Below are 17,151 nucleotides of genomic sequence, written 5' to 3' on the forward strand. Positions count from 1 at the left end.
CACGCTGGGTCAGTCGGTGAGTACCCGTTCCACGTACCGGGCGGTCATGGTGGCGAGCACCCGGTCCGGGTCGGTGGCCCACACCTCGGCGTTGAAGATCTCCACCTCGACGTCGCCGGTGTACCCGGCGGCCTCCACCGCGCGGCGCAGCGGCGGGAAGTCGATGTGCCCGTCGCCCATCATGCCGCGGCCGAGCAGCACGTCGGCCGGCAGCGGGGTGAGGAAGTCGCACACCTGGAAGCTCGCGATCCGCGTCCCGGCGCGGGCGATCTGCCGCCACACGTCCGGATCCCACCAGACGTGGAACGTGTCCACCACGACGCCGACCTGCTCGGCCGGGAACGCCTCGGCCAGGTCCAGTGCCTGCCCGAGCGTGGACAGCACCGCCCGGTCGGCGCAGTACATCGGGTGCAGCGGCTCCAGCGCGAGCCGTACCCCGCGCTCGCCGGCGTACGGCGCCAGCTCGGCCAGCGCGTCGGCGACCCGCCGCCGCGCGCCGGGCAAATCGCGGGAACCGGGCGGCAGGCCGCCGACGACCAGCACCAGGCACGCGGCACGCAGCGCGGCGGCCTCGTCGATCGCGCGCCGGTTGTCCGCCAGCGCCTCGGCCCGTCCGGCCTCGTCGGCAGCGGTGAGGAACCCGCCCCGGCACAGCGACGACACCCGCAGCCCGGAGTCGGTGACGAGCCGCGCCGCCGCCGGTACGCCGATCTCGGCCACCGGCTCGCGCCACAGCCCGATCGCCGGGATGCCGGCGCGGACGCAGCCGTCGACCGCCTGCGCCACCGACCAGCGCCGGGTCGTGCGCTGGTTGAGCGACAGCCGCGCCAGCCGGGGGTCGGCGGTCATCCGGGCACGCCCGCGACGTCCAGGTACGCGCGCATCCGCCGTGCCGCCAGGCCGGGGTCGAGCAGCAGACCGGCGGCGTCGGCCAGCCGGAACGCCGCGACCAGGTGCGGGACGCCGCGCCCGCCGTGCAGGCCGCCGACCATGGTGAAGCCGGGCTGCCGGCCGTTGAGCCAGGACAGGAACGCGATGCCGGTCTTGTAGTACGGCGTGGGCGGGGCGAACAGGTGCCGGGACAGCGGCACCGTCGGGTCGAGGATCGCGCGGAACCCGGCCGGGTCGTCCGCGTCGAGCCGTGCCAGCGCCGCCGACGCGGCCGGGGCGATGGCCGCGAACGCGCCGAGCAGCGCGTGGCTGAACCGCTTCCCGTCGCCCTCGATCAGCTCCGGGTAGTGGTAGTCGTCGCCGGTGTAGACCTTCACGGCCGGCGGCAGCAGCTCCCGCAGCCGCACCTCCCGGCCCGCGTCGAGCAGCGACACCTTCACCCCGTCGACCAGTGCGGCGTGGGCGTGCACCAGCGCGGCGAACGTGGCGGTGGCCTCGTCCAGGTCGGTCGAGCCCCAGTAGCCGGACAGCGCCGGGTCGAACATGTCGCCGAGCCAGTGCAGCACCACCGGCGCGCCGGCCTCCCGCAGCACCCGTTCGTAGACGCGCAGGTAGTCCTCCGGCCCGGTGGCGAGCGCGGCGAGGTGCCGGCTGGCCATCAGCACCGGCGTGGCGCCGCACTCCTGGACGACGGCGACCTGCTCGGCGTACGCGGCGACCACCTCGTCGAGCGTGCCGGGGACGCCGGTGAGCTGGTCGGTGCCGGCCCCGGCGACGATGCGCCCGCCGCAGGCGGCGGCCTCGGCGGCGCTGCGCCGGATCAGCTCGCGGGTGGCCGCCCAGTCCAGCCCCATGCCGCGCTGCGCGGTGTCCATCGCCTCGGCCACACCGAGGCCCCACGACCACAGGTCACGCCGCACCGCGAGCGTCGCGTCCCAGTCCAGCCGCGCCGGGCGGCCGGGGGAGTTGTCGGCGTACGGATCGGCGACGACGTGTGCCGCCGCGTACGCGATCCGGCCGGCCGGCGGCGCGGACGGCCGGCGCCAGGCGGGGGGTTCGCGCAGCGTCAGCCGCTCGGTGCCGCCGCCCGGAACCGGCAGCGTGATGCGCGTGCTCACCGGGGGATCTCCTCGATCCGCACCCGCCGCCCCTCCCGCGCCGAGCGCAGCCCGGCCTCGGCCAGTTGCACGCCCCGTGCCCCGGCCAGAAAGTCCCACGGGAAGGGCTCGTCGTCGACGACGTGCCGCAGGAACGCCTCCCACTGCACCTTGAAGGCGTTGTCGTGCTCGCCGTTGTCCGGCACCGTCTGCCACTGGGCGCGGAACGGCTCGGTGGCCGGCAGGTCCGGGTTCCACACCGGCATCGGGGTGGCGCCCCGGTGCTGGATGCGGCAGTCGCGCAGCCCGGCCACAGCGCTGCCGTGCGTGCCGTCGACCTGGAACTCGACCAGCTCGTCCCGGTGCACGCGGACCGCCCAGGAGGAGTTGATCTGCGCGATGATGCCGCCGGCCAGCTCGAAGATGCCGTACGCGGCGTCGTCGGCGGTGGCCCGGTAGCCGGCGCCGGTCTCGTCGACGCGCTCGGGGATGTGGGTGGCGGTGACGGCGGTGACGGCGGTGACCGGGGCGATGATCTGCTCCAGCACGTAGTGCCAGTGCGGGAACATGTCCAGCGTGATGCCGCCGCCGTCCTCGGCGCGGTAGTTCCAGCTCGGGCGCTGCGCGGCCTGCCAGTCACCCTCGAACACCCAGTAGCCGAACTCGCCGCGCACCGACAGGATCCGGCCGAAGAAGCCGCCGTCGACGAGCCGCTTGAGCTTGCGCAGGCCGGGCAGGAACAGCTTGTCCTGCACGACGCCGTTGCGGACGCCCCTGGCGGCGGCGAGCCGGGCCAGCTCCAGCGAGGCGAGCAACCCCTCGGCGAGCGGCTTCTCGGTGTAGACGTGCCTGCCGGCCTCGATCGCCGACCGGATCGCCTTCTCCCGCGCGGTGGTCACCTGCGCGTCGAAGTAGATCTGGTGGGCGTCGTCGGCGAGCGCCGCGTCCAGGTCCGTCGTGTACGCCGTCAGCCCGTGCCGGGCGGCGATGGCGGCAAGCCGGTTCTCGTCGCGGCCGACGAGGGTCAGCTCGGGCCAGATGCGGCTGCCGTCGCGGGCCGGCACGCCGCCCTGGTCCCGGATGGCGAGCAGGGACCGGACGAGGTGCTGCCGGTAGCCCATCCGGCCGGTGACGCCGTTGAGGATGATGCCGACGGACGTACGTTCCACTGGGCCTCCCCGCAGGTGAATGCGCTTTCAGTAAGCGCTTTCAGGGTGCTACCGTAGCCACGCCGGAACACCGGGTCAAGACGTTCCGCAGGGAGACGCATCGATGTCGCACGTGACGTTGGAAGACGTGGCCAGGGCGGCCGACGTCTCGCTGGCCACCGCCTCCCGGGCGCTCAACGGGCGGCGCGTCACGCCGCACCTGCACGACCGCGTGCTGGCCGCCGCCGCGCGCCTCGCGTACACGCCGAACGCCCACGCCCGCGCGCTGGCCGGCGCGTCCCGCCGCAGCGTCGGCGTGGTCTGCCACGACGTCACCGACCCCTACTTCGCCGCCGTCGCCGGCGGCGTCATGCGCGTCGCCGCCGACAACGACCTGCTGGTCATGCTCGCCAGCACCTTCCGCGACCCGGAACGCGAGATCGCGTACGTGTCGATGCTGCGCGCCGAACGCGCCCCGGCGATCCTGCTCATCGGCTCCGGATTCGAGGATCCCCGCTGGGAGCGGGCGATGGCCGCCGAGCTGGCGCCCTACCTCGACGGCGGCGGACGGGTCGCGGTGGTCAGCCGGCACCGCACCCTGAAGGTCGACAGTGTGCTGCCGGAGAACCGGGCCGGCGCCGCCGAGCTGGCCCGCGCGCTGCTCGGCCTGGGGCACCGCCGTTTCGCGGTGCTCTCCGGCCCGCCCGAGCTGACGACTGTCGCCGACCGGCTCGGCGGGTTCCGCGACGAGCTGGCCGCCGCCGGTGTGACGCTCGATCCGGCGGCGGTGGCCGAGGCGGCGTTCACCCGCGACGGCGGCTACCGGGCGATGACCGGGCTGCTCGACCGCGGCCTCGACGCCACCTGCGTGTTCGCGTGCACCGACGTGATGGCCGTCGGCGCGTATGCGGCGTTGCGCGAGCGTGGGCTGTCGGTGCCCGGCGACGTCTCGGTCGCCGGCTTCGACGACATCCCGGTCGTCCGCGACCTCACCCCGCCGCTGACCACAGTGGCGCTGCCGCTGCACCGGCTCGGCGAGGAGGCGATGAAGCTGGCCCTGACCGAGAACGCCGGTCGCCGCCGCCGGATAGTGCGCCTGCCCGGCGAGGTGGTGATGCGGGCCAGCACCGCACGGGTGGGCGCCTGAAACCGGCCGGTAGGGTGCCGTCATGATCGAGGACACCCCGTGCCGCTGACGAACCCCTGGCTGACCGGGCCGTCGCCGACGAGGAAGCTGGACCGGGACCGCCTGGAGGAACGCATCCTCAACCTGCTGTCGTCGCAGAACATGTGTGTGCTCGCCACGGCCGGGCCGGACGGGCCGCTGGCCACGCCGGTGCGCTACTACCCGCTCGGCTTCACGCTGATGTTCACCGCCGCGCCGCGCTCACCGAAGATGCGCAACATCGCCGCCGACCCGCGCGTGTCGGTCGGCGTCTTCGCGCCGCTGGTCGGCCTGGCCAGCAGCCGCGGCGCGCAGGTGTTCGGCAGCGCCCGGGTGCTCGGCCCGGAGCACCCCGACCGGGCCCACCACTGGGCCGCGTTCCGCTGGGAGAACGAGCACGCCGAGCGGGGCCGGTCGCTGTCCGAGCCGCCCGAGGACCCGCTCGTCGTGATCGAGGCCGACCGGATCGTCTACACCGAACACTGGCTGCGCCGCGAGGGCTACGCCCCACGCCAGCACTGGCGTCGCTGACGCCGCTCGCTTCTCGTCGCCCGCCGCTACAGGCCGGAGGGGGCGCGGGTGGCGCGCAGCAGGTTGGCGGCCAGGTGCAGGTCCGCGCGGCCGACCCGGGCGAGCACGTCGACCGGTTCGACAGTGACGTGCGTCCAGTCCGGCTCGGGGAAGGCCGCGCGCAGCGTGCCGGCGTCCAGGCCCCAGCCCTCGCCCGCCTCCGGCGACACCGCCAGGACGAACACCGCGCCGCCGGGCGCGGTCAGGCGCGGCAGCAGCGCCAGGTAGTCGCGTACGGCGGCACCCCGCCGGTCCAGCGAGTGCAGCAAACCGGAGTCGAACACCGAGTCGTACGGCACCGGCGGCACCGGGATCGCCGTCGCGTCGCACACCTCGAACCGCACCGGCAGGCCCGCCCCGGCCGCCTTGGCCCGGGCCTGGCCGATCGCCACCGACGAGATGTCGACGCCCGTCACGTCGTGGCCGAGACGAGCCAGCGCGAGCGCCAGCTCACCGGTGCCGCAGCCGACGTCGAGCACGCGCGGGCCGCGTACCCCCGTGTCGAGGACCTCGGCGAGCGCCGGCTGCGGACCGCCGATCTCCCACGGCGGCCGGTCGGTGGCCCGGTAGAGGCGGTCGTAGTGGACGTCGTCCGGCTCGTCGGTCATCGCGTACCCCCTCGGTCGGCGCCGGCCCACCCCCGAGCGTGTCACGTTCGGCGGCGGTCCGTGCCCCGCCGGGGTCAGAACCGCAGGCGGCGCAGGTAGCGGTAGCCGACGGCGGCGGTCCGCTGCGGCGTCACATCAGGGGTGTCGTTCTCCACGATGTACTCCATCACCTGGTGCCCCCGGAAGATCCGCGCGAAGTCGATCATGCCGGTGCCCAGGTCGGCCATGTCGCCGGTGGCCGGGTCGCGGTCCTTGACGTGGTACTGCAACACCCGCTGCGGCGCCGAGCGGATCACGTCGAGCGTGAAGCCCTCCGGGTCGTCGACGCCCTCGCCGGAGTTGATGCCGCCGGTGACCGCCCAGTAGATGTCGATCTCCAGGTGCACGAGGCGCGGGTCGAGTTCCTCGGTCAGCACGTCCCAGGGTCGCCGGCCGTTGCCGAAGTCGATGGTGAACTCGTGCGCGTGGTTGTGGTAGCCGTACCGCAGGCCCGCCTTGCGCGCGGCGGCGGCTTCGACGTTCATCTGCTCCGCCCAGCGCTTCCAGTCGTCCTCGCGGTCGGAGTTCAGGTACGGCACCACCATGAACCGCTGGCCCAGCGTACGGGCGTTCGCGATCTTCTGCTCCAGTGCGGCGGCGTCGGCGGCGATGCCGTCGTGGCTGGAGGTGGCCCGGATGCCGATGCCGTCGAGGAACCGGCGCAGCTCCCGCGCGGTACGGCCGAAGTAGCCGAGCGCCAGCTCGACCCGGGGGTAGCCGATCCGGGCCAGGTGCGCCAGCGTCGCGTCGTAGCCGGGCGAGCCGTTCAGCGCGTCGCGGACCGTCCAGAGCTGGAGGCTGATCAGCTCCTTCGGCACCGGGCGCCGGCCGTGGTGGTGCCCGCCGCCGGCCTGGGCGGCAGTCGCGCCGAACCCGGTGGCGAGCCCGATCCCGGCCAGCGCCGCCAGGGAACCGCGCAGCAGGTCGCGCCGGTCCAGCGACTGCCGCAGCGCGGCCTGTCCGTCGAATCCGTAGCACATGGTCGCACTCCTTCGTCGCCTGTGCGCCGACGGTACAAAAGGCATGTCGATATGTCTATGGCTTTCGGTATCCTGAATCGAACTTTCGATCGGTGCGGCGGAAAGTTGGCTGCTGCGCGATGCCGGTGCCGCGTGGGAGGCTCGGGACGTGGCCGCATACGACGTCGCTCTCGTCCTGCTCGTCGACCCGACCGGTGCGATCCTCATGCAGCACCGCGACGGCAACGCGCCGGTGTCGCCGTACCAGTGGAGCCTGCCCGGCGGCAGCATCGAGCCCGGCGAGACACCGGAGCAGGCCGCCCGCCGCGAGCTACGCGAGGAGACCGGGCTGACCGCAGGTGAACTGCACCTGCTGTGGAGCGGCCCCCGCCCGCACGAGGACGGCTTCGCGCACGCCGTCACCGTGTACGTGTTCCGTGGCGCGACCGACGCCCGGCAGGAGGACGTGGTGCTCGGCGAAGGGCAGGCCATGGTGTTCGTGCCGCGCGACCAGGTGCTCGACCGCGACCTGGCGGTCAGCGCGGCCAAGGTGCTGCCGCTGCACCTCGCGGAGACCGCCTAGCGCCCGGTCAGCGCCCCGGCCAGCACGCCAGTAAACCGGGGGAGCAGCTCGTCGTCGGGCAGATGATCCGGGTTGATCTCGGTGACCGACAACCCGGCGAACCGTGGGCTCGCCACCAGCTCCGCCAGCGTCGCCGCCGCCTCGCCGAGGCTGAGCCCGAACGGCTCCGGCACGTCCGCCAGCGGCGCGTCCACGAAACTCAGCACGTCCACGTCGAAGTGCACCACGAACCGATCGGCCGCGCCCTCGGCCACCGACCGGGCCCGCCGCGCCGCCGCCCCCGCGTCGGCGTGTACCTCGTCGGCCGGCACGTACGCCAGCCCCAGCTCCGCCACCAGCTCCCGCTCGTGGTCACCCCGGGGTAGCGAATCCCCGTACACCACCACGCGCTCCGGCGACAGCAGCGGCACCGCCGGCCCGACACCCGCCACCTCGGGCAGCGTCCCCGGCAACCCGAGCATGTGCGCCAATCCCATGGCGTCCAGGTTGCCGTTCGCGCGGGTCTCCGGCGTGTAGAGATCCGGGCCGCCGTCCACGTACACCAGCGCCGGGGACAGCCCGGCCCGCGCGCAACCCGCGACCAGGCCGACAGTCACCGTGCAGTCGCCGCCGAGCACCAGCGGCGCGCGCCCCCGGCCCAGCGCCGCCGCGACCCGGTCGGCCACCGCCGAGGCGACGGCGGCCACCGCGCCCGCGTTCTGACCCCTCGGGTACGCCGGATCCGGCCGCCACCGGAAGCCCGGCACGTCACCGGCGTCCTCGGCATCGGCGCCCAACCGGTCGAGCAGGCCCGCCGCGCGCAGGGCGGCGGGTGCGCGCTCGATGCCCGGGGTGTGGGCGCCGGCGCTCGACGGTGCCCCGACGACCGTCCACTGACGATGATCCATCGCCCCACCCTAACCTTGCTTGGGCCTGACGCCGGGATCAGCGCAGCACGAGCAGGTCCAGCGCGTCGACGACCGGACCGTCGTCGATCCTTGCTGCCTCGCGTAGCCGCTGGACGCCCGCGGCGTACTCCGCGTCGGTGATGAGCTGAAGCGGCGTGTGCGCCTCCCGGCGCAGGCCGGCCGCCGCCTCCCGCAGCGACGGCGCGGTGACCTGCGGAACCTGCTCGACCGCCGCGGTGGCGAAGCCGGCGGCGGCGAAGGCGGCCTCGACGTCGGCGATCCCGGGGTACGTGTCGAGCACGCGAACGGCCTCGGGGAAGTAGTCGAACAGCGTGATCGCCTCGTGCCGTCCGGCGAACGCGGACCGGATGAGCACCGGTGCGCCGGGCCGCAGCACCCGGCGCAGCTCGCGCGCCGCGGCGGCCAGGTCGGGCACGTGGTGAATGACCGTGGACAGCCACGCGCCGTCGACGCTGTCATCGGCGAGGGGGATGTGCCCGGCGTCGCCCGCGACCAGCGGCGTGAACGCGCACCGAGCGCGCATTGCCGCCGACGGTTCGACGGCTACCACCTCTACCCCGGGGAACCAGGCCGTGAAGGAATGTGCCCAGCTGCCGGTTCCGGCGCCCAGGTCGAGCAGTCGCATCCCCGGGCGCGGGGTGAGGTGGCGGGCGGCGGCGGCGCGCCAAGCCGTGAGACCGTCGTCGGTGAGGTGCCGGGTCGCGGCGAACGCTTCGGCGTCGGTGGCGTGGTACGCGATGCGGGCCATACGCGACAGCCAACTCCCCGGCGGACCGCCGAGGCAAGCACCGTGGCGAGCTACGCATCGATGATGAAGGGCGCTACAGACCCCTCAGCCGCCGCTCGGCTCATAGATCGTCTCGAGACCACGTTCCACACGGATCAGCGAGTCGAGCCATGCCCGGGTCTCGGCGTCCGTCGAGTACAGGACCGTGCCGCGCATGCCGCGCGTCATCAGCACCTTGTAGGTGTTGCGGATCAGACGGTCCGCCTCCGCGTCACTGAGTGCCTTCCGGCTGCGGAACGCCGGATCCTTCGACTCCGCGCGCTGGGTGACGAGCCGGCCGTCCCGCGCTACCAGGTCGGGTCCGAGGATGACGCCGGACCATTCGTACTCGAAGCCCTGTGCCGTGTAGACACAGCCCACCTGGCCGAAACCGTGCAGGTCGGTGGCCCAGAACGCGCTGCCGGGCGCGTCACCGACGCTGCGGTCGCTCTTGACGTTCCAGGGGCGCGCCCAGCCGCCGATCCGCACGTCGGGTACCAGGGAATCGTTTGGTAGCGGGTCGCTCCACGGCCAGCAGTAACCGGCCGACATCCGCGCCGTCTCCCCGGCCGCCTGCTTCGCGGCCAGGAACGCCTCCATCTCCTCCGGCGAATCCGCCAGCCGCAGGTCGAAGCGTCCGTCTCCGGCCCACACCGACGGCTTACCGCCGTCGAGGCCGAGCAGGTCGACGACCCACTCCTCGTACGCCTCACTGCCACCGCACCGGAACTGGTCGTGCAGCGACACCACCTCGACCTCCAGGTTGAGCTGCCTCGCGTGCGCCGAGATGACGTCGACGTTTCCGAGCTCACCCGGCTTGACCACCTGGTGCTCGTCGAGCAGGAAGACCGGCACCCGGGCAGCGGCGATCAACTCCTCGATCTGCGGGCGGGGGCGCTCCCGCTTCGCCTTCGGCGTGAACCGGTTGACCGAGGTCTCCCGGATCCGGTGCGCCTCGTCGCAGATCAGCACGTCGAGGCCGTTGCGCTCGGCGGACATGAAGCTGTTGAAGTAGCCGAACAGGTTCCTCAACCGGGTCGAGCCCTTACCCGCGTAGCGCCGCAGCGTCTGCGTGAACGAGCGGGAACCCGTGGCGTGCATGACCGAGCGTTGCTGCCGGGCGAGTTCGCCGAGCACCGACAACGCGATGACGCTCTTGCCGCTGCCCGGCCCGCCGGCGACCACCACGACCGACTTGCGGTCGGCGCTGCGCGCACGCTCCACGGCGTGCAACACCAGCTCGTACGCCAGGCGCTGTTCGTCGAGCAGGGTGAAGTGGGACCGTTCCTTGAGCTCGGCGGCGGCGTGGGACAGCAGGTGCTTGCTGGGGCGAACCGAACTGGTGAGGAAGCGGTCCGCGGCGGCCGCGCCGGAGCCGGGGGTCAGGTGGCTGCGCAGGTGGTCGAGGAATCGGCCGCGGCGCTGCTTGGTGAAGATCCGGCTCTGTTCCGTCGGCCGCCGCGCGAAGAGGTCGTCGACGTCGCGGTCGACGGCGTTGTGCAGGTAGGCGACCCCCGCGATCGGGTTACGCGAATGGGCGAGCACCCCGAGGAAGTCCGCGAGGTACTCGCAGTAGTCCTCGACCTGCACACCTGGATGCAGCCGGGGCGTGGCGGCGTGCTCGACCAGGACCAGGCTCTCGGATCCCTCGTACGACTCGACCCGGGACCACTGCTTCAACTCCACCACGACGTAGGAGTCCTCGGCCGTCCTCGGATGTGTTCCGGCGAGGACGACGTCGATCCGCTTGCTGGTCAGCGGGAGCTGGTACTCCACCAGCATCTCGACCTGCCCGAGACCCGCGTCGGCGAGATCCTGGGCGAGCACCGGCAGGCTCCGCTCCCAGGACCGCCGTTCGGAGGCGCTCACGTTGTGCCCGATGTGTTCCGCGATCCGGTCGGCGAGGGCGCCACCTGCCGCGTAGCGCAGCAGACCGTCGGCGGAGGTGCGAAAGGCTGACACGACTTGCCCCCGGGCAGCACGAAATGATCGTGCGCATGGGGGGCGTGTCCGGCGACGACCGGAAGCCCGTCGTTACGCGCTTGTACGGGTGGACTGTAGCGGAGAGATCATCCGCGTGGCACGCCCTGCTACCGCTTGGCCGCGGAGCCCTTGACGTCTTCGGCGGGATAGCGGATGGCCACCTCGGCCAACTTGGCGAGGGCAGCCTCCGTCAGGTCGATGCCGAGGACGTCCGCCAATCTCGTCAGGTAGATCATGACATCGCCGATCTCCGCCTGCACCCGGGCGCCCGCCTCGGGATCGGACATCACCGCGCCGGCCTGCTCCGGGGTCAGCCACTGGAACTCGGCGACCAGTTCCCCGACCTCACCGGCGAGTGCCATGACGAGATTCTTCGGAGTGTGGAACTGCTGCCAGTCACGTTCCTCGGCGAACGCCCGCACGCGGGCCGTCAAGTCGTCCATCCCCGCAGTCTGACACCGACCACCGTCGATCGAGGGTCGGCGGCGCGAGCGTGCGTCACGTAGGGTGGGGTTCGGACGTCTCCCCGTAACCGGAGTGCATCTTGAGTCTGAAGTACTACCTCTACCTGTCGCATCTCAAGATCGGGCTCCTGGCCGCGCAGGTCGCCTCCGCCGCTCAGCACGAGACCGAACTCGCCGTGGACCTGAAGGTCGTCCGCTACAGCCGCAAGGCGGTGCTGCCCGAGCGCCACGACCTCGACAAGCTGGAGAAGGTGATCCGGCATCTGCAGGACGCCGACCAGATCGGCGCCGCGTACGAGGAACGCCCCTACGTCCAGGCCTGCCTGGAGATGCGCTGGCAGGTCTTCCCGACCGCCGGCATCGTGGTCTTCGCGGGGAGGCTCGACGACCAGGTCGTCGTCCTCGGCGGCTCGGCGTCGCACGTGGTCGGTGGCGGTGACGCCGAACCGGTCGGATCGGTCCCGCCGAACCTGTTCCGCAAGCTCCAGGAACTGCGCGCCGACCCGGGCGAGTTCGACGACGAGCGCTTCCACGAGTCGCTGGCGCAGATCGGCGCCGCGCTGCCGGGGCCGGCGCAACGGGTCGAGTTCGTCGCCAAGCGGCTGGCCGAGAAGCCGGGCCCGAACGGCACGCTGCTGGGCAGCCCGATCTACGTGGCGCTCGTCGACTAGGGCCGCGACGTGGACGCGGGGCAGGTCATCCGGTGGCAGCCGGGGGAGACCGTCCTCGACACGTTCCGCATCGAGGAGGTCGTCGAGACCGGCGGCACGGGGTTCGTCTACCGCGCCCATCACCTCGCCTGGGGCGTCGACCTGGCGGTGAAGACGCCGCGTCCCGACCTGGCCTCGGCGCCCGGGATCCTCGACCTGCTCGCCCAGGAGGCGCAGGCCTGGACCGATCTCGACCCGCATCCGAACGTGGTCGGCTGCAACTACGTGCAGCGCGTCGGGGCGTACCCGGTGATCTTCGCGGAATGGGTCGCGGGCGGTGACCTGACCGCGGCGGTCCGGGACGGGCGGTGCCGGGATCTGCCGCATGCTCTCGACGTGGCGATCCAGATGCTGCGCGGCATCGGGCACGCCCACGCGGCGGGCCTGGTGCACCAGGACGTCAAGCCCTCGAACGTCATGTACGACGGCGAGACGGCGAGGGTCACCGACTTCGGCACGGCCAAGGCGAAGGCGTCCGTCTCCTCGCCCCCGCAGGGTGGCGAGGAGACCGGGTACGCGACGCTCGGCGGCTTCACACCGCAGTACTGCTCGCCCGAACAGGTCGATCCGGACGGCCGGATCGGCCGGGCCAGCGACATGTGGTCCTGGGCGCTGACAGTGATCGAGTTGCTGCACGGGCGCCGGCTCTGGAAGTGGGGCCACGACGGTGCGGACGCGCTGGCGGAACTACGCGACGATCTCCCGCCGGCGCTGCGCGACCTGCTGGCGGGCTGCCTCGCCCGCGACCCCCGGTCGCGCATCGGCGACACCGCCGAGGCGGAAGCCGTGCTCCTGGACGTGTACGCCGACGGCACCGGAAGCCCCTACCCGCACTCGGACCAGATTCCGCCGTCGCTGCGGGCCGACGGCCTGTCCAACAAGGCGCTGTCGCTGTGGGACCTCGGTGAGCAGAGCCGGGCGATCGAGCTGTTCGAGCGGGCCAAGGCGATCGACCCGAACAACGTCCGCGCGGTCTACAACCACGGGCTGATCAGGTGGGCCGACGGCCTGGTCACCGACGAGACCCTGCTGTCGGAACTGCGCGCCACCGGCGACTCCTGGGAGGCGGACTACCTGGCCGCGATGGTGCACATGGAACGCGGCGACGGTGTCCTCGCCGCACGCCACCTGGCCGAGGCGGACCGGAAGCACCCGGGCTCACCCGAGATCGCGGTCGCGCGGGAACGCTGCGCCCGGCTGGAGCCGAGAGGCACCCTCGAGGTGTTCGGGCGCACGTCCGGCAGGGTGGTGGCGATGGCCTGCGACCACGACGCGACACACGTCGTGGTGGCGGAGGAGTCGGGCCGGGTGCGGATCTGGGACGCGTTCGGCGGCCGGGTCCTCGCTGAACTCCCCGATTCCGGTCGGACTCCCGTCGACGTCGCCATCGACCACGCCGGCGCCCGGATCCTCGTCTGCTACCGGGATTCCCTGGTCGAGATGTGGCGCCTCGTCGACGGAGCCGCCGAACCGGACGGCCGGTGGGAGGGAGGAACGGCCGTGGCGCTCAGCCCCGAGGGCGGCTTCGCGGCCGTGGGCACGGCCGACGGCCGCGTCCTCGTCCTCCGCACCGGCACGTGGGAGACGGTTGCCGACATCCGGCCCCACGAGGGCAGGGTCACCCGGGTGGTCCTCGGCCCGGACGCCGAGGTGTTCGTCTCGGCTTCGCTGGGGCGTGTCCACTCGGGCGTCGACCACCGGGTGGAGCAGTGGTGGCCGCTGCGGCGCACCCGGATGCGGGGCCTGGAGATACCTCCCGACGAGGTGGAGCCCGACGACCAGAAGGTGACCGTGGCAGCGGACGGCTCCACCGTCCTGAGGTGCGGCTTCCGCTCGCTGATGGCGGTGGACATGCGGGTCTGGGACGGGCCGCGACAGTGGGAGATCCCCTGGCTGATGAGTTACGACCTGCTCGGCGTCTCGGGCCGTGCGGGCTGGGCCCTGGTCGACCCCGGGACCGGAGACCTCCAGGTCCTCGAACTGGCCAACCGCCGCTGCGTCCGCACCTTCCCCAAGGACTTCGAGCGGGGTACGCGTCGCGACACGACGGCGTTCAGCGGCGACTGCGGGTACGCCGTCGTCGCCGAGTCGGAGGGTTTTCCCCGCGATCAGACCTCGCTTTCCCGCCTGCCCATGCCGCTCAGCGGACACCTCGCCCCGTGGTCGTACGCGCCACCCCGCCCGGTCGGTGTCCTCGCCCACGAGGAGAGCGCGTTCGAGCAGGTCATGGACCGTGTCGAAGCGCTGATCAAGTCCGGCGAGCAACGGCTGGCGGCCGATGCGATCCGCGAGGCCAGGGCCATTCCCGGCTATCACCGCCACCCGCGTCTGCGCCGTGCCTCCCGAGCCGCCGGCCGGAACCTGCGGCGCACCGGGCTGGCCGGCGTCTGGGTGCGGCAGGAGCTGTCCGACGTCATGCTCACCCGTGGAACCTTCGACGTCAGTGATTCCGGCAGGTTGTTCGCCTTTCCCGCCAACGTCGACGAGGTGGAGGTCTTCGACCTGGAGACGCTCGAGAAGGCGGGCTCGGTGACCCAGCGACGGAACCCCGCCACCACGCTGCGCTTCGCCAGGGGCGACCGCGATCTGGTCGTCGTCTACTCGGACCGGTCGGTCGCCTGCCACGACACGGCGACGTTCCAGCCGCGGTTCCGGGTCGCCGGTGCGCTGCCCAGCGACGAGGGGACCACGACGCTCGACCTCTCCGGCGAACTGCTGACCGTCGGATTCGGGTACGGCCTGGCGACGGTGTGGTCGCTGGAGGCCGCGGCCTGCGTCGCGGCGGTCCGCACCGGGCCCGGCACGATCGCCGGTGTCACGGCCGACGAGGAGTCCCGACTGATCGCCGTGCACCTGCGAACGGGCGACACGAACACCGTGGAGGTCCGGTCGACGGACACCGGAAAGTTGGTGCGGACCTTCCCGCACGTCGACGCGCACACGGAGATCCGCTTCGCCTCCGGTGTGTTGTTGATGGCCGGGATGACCCGCCTGAGGGCGTGGCGACCCGGTGGCCGGCGCCCGCTGTACGAGCTCCAGTGGGTCAAGCACAGTTCCTCGGCCGCCCTGTCCTTCACCGGCGGCCGTCGCCTCGCCGCCATCGCCGGTCAGCAGGGCTTCGTGGTCTGGAACACCGCGACCGGAGACCTGGTGTTCGACGGGAGGGCCGTCGGCGATCCCGACCACCCCGTCTACGGCATCGACAACGTGGCGGTGTCCGCCGACGGAACGTTCGCCGTCGCGGGCGACCCGGGCGAGCAGACCGTCGATGTCTGGGACCTGCGAACAGGACGCCGGATCCGCACGCTGCACGGTCACCTCGCCTGGGTGAACACGGTACGCGCCGACGGCTCCTTCAGCACCGTCGTCACCGGCGACTTCCAGGGCAACGTCCGCGTCTGGGGCCTCGACTGGGACTTTGGGGAGTGATCGATCATGTTCGGGCGCCGCCGCCGGCACGAGGAGCTACGGGCGAAGTTCCTGACCAACCGGGATCGGGTCCGGTCCTGGTGGGAGGACTGGGAGATCCCCGAGGTCGTGTGGGCCGACGAGTTCAACGACGTCCCCGCACCCTGGATCGTGCTGGAGCAGGACCGGGAGAGCTGGCTCAGGATCCACGCGTCCGTCATGGACACCTACTTCTGGACGTTCCTCGGGCGTCCGCTGACCCCGGGCGTCCGCGAGGTGCGGGTCCGATGGCAGTTCGGGGCGGGGCACCGGTTCGAGGAACTCGACCTGACGATCGTCAGCGTGTGCGACCCCGCGTACCTGGCCGAGAAGCTGACCCTGGCGGTTCACCAGGCCCGGTTGAAGGGCTGGCGGGACGAGGACGCGCAGCCGGTCTACCAGTGGCTGGTCGAGGGCGTCGGCATGACCCCCCTCGACAACGCCGTACGGGGAACCAAGCGGTTGGGATTCGTCCTGATGACGTTCAGCCGTTTCCCTGACACCGACGGCAACGTGATCGTGCGACTGACCGCGGTCGAGACCGACCGCGCGCAGGACGGCTCACCGCTCGACGCCGACGGGGTGTCCATTCCCGAACGGTAGGCGATCGGCGCCGGAGGCGACGGTGCGGATGCCGTACGGCAGTTGCGGCGCGCAGGGGACGAGCGCGGCGGTCGAGGCGTTCGGGGCGTGCCCTGAGCAGAACCGCTGGCCTCGGAACCGCCGCGGCGTGCAGGCTGCCGGCATGGCGACGGGCTTCGGCGGTGAGGTGGCGACCTACTACGCACGGCATCGGCGCGGCTATCCGCCGGAGGTGCTCGACGCGCTGGCGGCAGTTTTCCGTCTCGGCGGCGACGACACGGTGGTCGACCTCGGCTGCGGTACGGCCCAGTTGAGCCTTCCGCTCGCCGCTCGGGTGGGTGCGGTCATCGGCATAGATCCGGAGCCGGACATGCTGGCGATCGCCCGGCGTACCGCCCTCGACCAGGGGATCGGCAACGCCACCTGGGTGCTCGGCAGCGATGGCGATGTGCCCGCGTTGTCCCGGCTGCTCGGCAGGGGGAGGGTCGGTGCGCTGACCGTCGCCGTCGCCATCCACTTCATGGACCGCGACACGCTGTTCGAGGCGGCCAGGCCGTTGCTGCGCCCCGGCGGTGGCATCGCCGTCGTCACCAACGGCGAAACCCTGTGGACGCAGGACGCCGAGTGGTCGCGCGCACTGCGCGGATGCCTGGAGCGGATGCTCGGCCACCCGGTCACGGCGAGATGCCAGACCGACGAGGACGGGCGTCGGCGCAACCGGGAGGCGCTCGTGCGTGCCGGCTATCGGTACGAGGAGACGTCGGTGCGGTACGACGCACCGCTCACCGTCGACGACATGGTCGGCGGCGTCTTCTCCGCCATGTCCGCCGAACGGTTGCCTACCGACCAGCAACGAGAGCGCTTCGCCGCCGAGCTTCGGGATGCGCTCGGCGGCAGGACCGAGGTGACCGAGAGTGTGCGGGTCTGGTTGCAGTGTGGCGTGCGCGACGAGGGCTAGCTCGCGAACAGCATGCGTTGCGGGAAGTCGCCCCGGTCGCGCCAGGCGTTGACGATCTTGGCGCTGATCGCGCTGGCGGCGGCATTGAAGTCGCCGTCCTCGACTCGCGCCTGCAAGGTCTGCGGGTCGATGACGAGGATGCGATCGAGCCTGTCCTCGAATCCAAACGCGTAACGCACCTCGTCCGGCGGGGCCTCGACCCGACGGGCGGCGACCATCATGCCCATGTCGCTACTCTCCGAACCTCCACCTCGTACGCGAGCGTGGGCCGGT

General features: G+C 72.3%; 17 protein-coding genes. 7 read left to right on the plus strand and 10 right to left on the minus strand.

The window, feature by feature from the left end:
• Window positions 1-9 precede the first annotated feature (9 nt).
• The 3 genes from V6U82_RS19810 to V6U82_RS19820 are packed head-to-tail and all read right to left on the minus strand — an operon-like array spanning window position 10 to window position 3,157.
• Window positions 10-849, minus strand: a complete 840-nt coding sequence (locus V6U82_RS19810) for a sugar phosphate isomerase/epimerase family protein (protein WP_334463302.1) — start codon at window positions 847-849, stop codon at window positions 10-12.
• Window positions 846-2,009 carry a dihydrodipicolinate synthase family protein gene (locus V6U82_RS19815; RefSeq protein WP_334463304.1) on the minus strand — a complete coding sequence of 388 codons (1,164 nt, stop codon included), beginning with the start codon at window positions 2,007-2,009 and terminating at the stop codon, window positions 846-848. Before V6U82_RS19815 ends, V6U82_RS19810 begins: the two co-directional genes overlap by 4 nt.
• A complete protein-coding gene (locus tag V6U82_RS19820; protein WP_334463306.1) occupies window positions 2,006-3,157 on the minus strand; it encodes a Gfo/Idh/MocA family protein in 1,152 nt (383 codons plus the stop codon). The genes V6U82_RS19815 and V6U82_RS19820 overlap by 4 nt, the downstream gene beginning before the upstream one ends.
• Before the next feature lie 103 nt (window positions 3,158-3,260).
• Here V6U82_RS19820 and V6U82_RS19825 point away from each other — a divergent pair, with 103 nt between their 5' ends.
• Together V6U82_RS19825 and V6U82_RS19830 are read left to right on the plus strand one after the other, a co-directional pair.
• Complete coding sequence (locus V6U82_RS19825; protein ID WP_334463308.1) at window positions 3,261-4,283, plus strand: LacI family DNA-binding transcriptional regulator; 1,023 nt, start codon at window positions 3,261-3,263, stop codon at window positions 4,281-4,283.
• 39 nt (window positions 4,284-4,322) lie between these two features.
• Window positions 4,323-4,832, plus strand: a complete 510-nt coding sequence (locus tag V6U82_RS19830) for a pyridoxamine 5'-phosphate oxidase family protein (RefSeq protein ID WP_334463310.1) — start codon at window positions 4,323-4,325, stop codon at window positions 4,830-4,832.
• 26 nt (window positions 4,833-4,858) lie between these two features.
• Here V6U82_RS19830 and V6U82_RS19835 read toward each other — a convergent pair whose 3' ends face one another.
• Complete coding sequence (locus V6U82_RS19835; RefSeq protein ID WP_334463311.1) at window positions 4,859-5,479, minus strand: class I SAM-dependent methyltransferase; 621 nt, start codon at window positions 5,477-5,479, stop codon at window positions 4,859-4,861.
• A 74-nt stretch (window positions 5,480-5,553) separates the two neighbouring features.
• A complete protein-coding gene (locus tag V6U82_RS19840; RefSeq protein WP_334463313.1) occupies window positions 5,554-6,498 on the minus strand; it encodes a sugar phosphate isomerase/epimerase family protein in 945 nt (314 codons plus the stop codon).
• Window positions 6,499-6,646: 148 nt separating this feature from the next.
• Between V6U82_RS19840 and V6U82_RS19845 the strand changes: the two genes are divergently transcribed.
• Window positions 6,647-7,060 carry an NUDIX hydrolase gene (locus V6U82_RS19845; protein ID WP_128138999.1) on the plus strand — a complete coding sequence of 138 codons (414 nt, stop codon included), beginning with the start codon at window positions 6,647-6,649 and terminating at the stop codon, window positions 7,058-7,060.
• Here the strand turns inward: V6U82_RS19845 and V6U82_RS19850 are convergent.
• The 4 genes from V6U82_RS19850 to V6U82_RS19865 form a co-directional block, all read right to left on the minus strand.
• Complete coding sequence (locus tag V6U82_RS19850) at window positions 7,057-7,947, minus strand: arginase family protein (protein ID WP_334463315.1); 891 nt, start codon at window positions 7,945-7,947, stop codon at window positions 7,057-7,059. The two genes, V6U82_RS19845 and V6U82_RS19850, sit on opposite strands and share 4 nt — an antisense overlap.
• 37 nt (window positions 7,948-7,984) lie before the next feature.
• Window positions 7,985-8,716, minus strand: a complete 732-nt coding sequence (locus tag V6U82_RS19855) for a class I SAM-dependent methyltransferase (RefSeq protein WP_334463317.1) — start codon at window positions 8,714-8,716, stop codon at window positions 7,985-7,987.
• An 84-nt stretch (window positions 8,717-8,800) separates the two neighbouring features.
• Window positions 8,801-10,696, minus strand: a complete 1,896-nt coding sequence (locus tag V6U82_RS19860; protein WP_334463319.1) for a DUF2075 domain-containing protein — start codon at window positions 10,694-10,696, stop codon at window positions 8,801-8,803.
• A 128-nt stretch (window positions 10,697-10,824) separates the two neighbouring features.
• Window positions 10,825-11,160: a nucleotide pyrophosphohydrolase gene (locus V6U82_RS19865; protein WP_334463321.1), complete on the minus strand. Its 336-nt coding sequence runs from the start codon at window positions 11,158-11,160 to the stop codon at window positions 10,825-10,827.
• Window positions 11,161-11,261: 101 nt separating this feature from the next.
• Between V6U82_RS19865 and V6U82_RS19870 the strand changes: the two genes are divergently transcribed.
• From V6U82_RS19870 to V6U82_RS19885, 4 genes are all read left to right on the plus strand, one after another.
• Window positions 11,262-11,852 (plus strand): DUF7019 family protein, encoded by a 591-nt coding sequence (locus V6U82_RS19870; RefSeq protein WP_334463323.1) that lies wholly within the window; start codon window positions 11,262-11,264, stop codon window positions 11,850-11,852.
• Window positions 11,853-11,861: 9 nt separating this feature from the next.
• Entirely contained in the window at window positions 11,862-15,320 is a 3,459-nt protein-coding gene (locus V6U82_RS19875; protein ID WP_334463325.1) for a protein kinase domain-containing protein, read from the plus strand.
• Between the two features lie 6 nt (window positions 15,321-15,326).
• Window positions 15,327-15,941, plus strand: coding sequence for a hypothetical protein (locus tag V6U82_RS19880; RefSeq protein WP_334463328.1), 615 nt, complete (start codon window positions 15,327-15,329; stop codon window positions 15,939-15,941).
• A gap of 142 nt (window positions 15,942-16,083) precedes the next feature.
• On the plus strand, window positions 16,084-16,878 hold the full coding sequence (locus V6U82_RS19885) for a class I SAM-dependent methyltransferase (RefSeq protein WP_334463330.1): 795 nt from the start codon (window positions 16,084-16,086) through the stop codon (window positions 16,876-16,878).
• Here V6U82_RS19885 and V6U82_RS19890 read toward each other — a convergent pair.
• Entirely contained in the window at window positions 16,875-17,105 is a 231-nt protein-coding gene (locus V6U82_RS19890) for a hypothetical protein (RefSeq protein WP_128136630.1), read from the minus strand. The genes V6U82_RS19885 and V6U82_RS19890 overlap by 4 nt on opposite strands.
• Between the last annotated feature and the right edge of the window lie 46 nt (window positions 17,106-17,151).

Origin of the sequence: Micromonospora sp. CPCC 205554 (genome assembly GCF_036902745.1) — a bacterium.
GTDB classification, from domain to species: Bacteria; Actinomycetota; Actinomycetes; order Mycobacteriales; family Micromonosporaceae; genus Micromonospora; species Micromonospora tulbaghiae.

Bases quoted from the DNA above. Each gene is read 5' to 3' on its own strand.
- V6U82_RS19840 (WP_334463313.1), bottom strand. From the start codon at position 6,498: ATGTGCTACGGATTCGACGGACAGGCCGCGCTGCGGCAGTCGCTGGAC.
- V6U82_RS19850 (WP_334463315.1), bottom strand. From the start codon at position 7,947: ATGGATCATCGTCAGTGGACGGTCGTCGGGGCACCGTCGAGCGCCGGC.
- V6U82_RS19890 (WP_128136630.1), bottom strand. From the start codon at position 17,105: ATGGGCATGATGGTCGCCGCCCGTCGGGTCGAGGCCCCGCCGGACGAG.
- V6U82_RS19810 (WP_334463302.1), bottom strand. From the start codon at position 849: ATGACCGCCGACCCCCGGCTGGCGCGGCTGTCGCTCAACCAGCGCACG.
- V6U82_RS19885 (WP_334463330.1), top strand. From the start codon at position 16,084: ATGGCGACGGGCTTCGGCGGTGAGGTGGCGACCTACTACGCACGGCAT.
- V6U82_RS19825 (WP_334463308.1), top strand. From the start codon at position 3,261: ATGTCGCACGTGACGTTGGAAGACGTGGCCAGGGCGGCCGACGTCTCG.
- V6U82_RS19865 (WP_334463321.1), bottom strand. From the start codon at position 11,160: ATGGACGACTTGACGGCCCGCGTGCGGGCGTTCGCCGAGGAACGTGAC.
- V6U82_RS19880 (WP_334463328.1), top strand. From the start codon at position 15,327: ATGTTCGGGCGCCGCCGCCGGCACGAGGAGCTACGGGCGAAGTTCCTG.
- V6U82_RS19855 (WP_334463317.1), bottom strand. From the start codon at position 8,716: ATGGCCCGCATCGCGTACCACGCCACCGACGCCGAAGCGTTCGCCGCG.
- V6U82_RS19835 (WP_334463311.1), bottom strand. From the start codon at position 5,479: ATGACCGACGAGCCGGACGACGTCCACTACGACCGCCTCTACCGGGCC.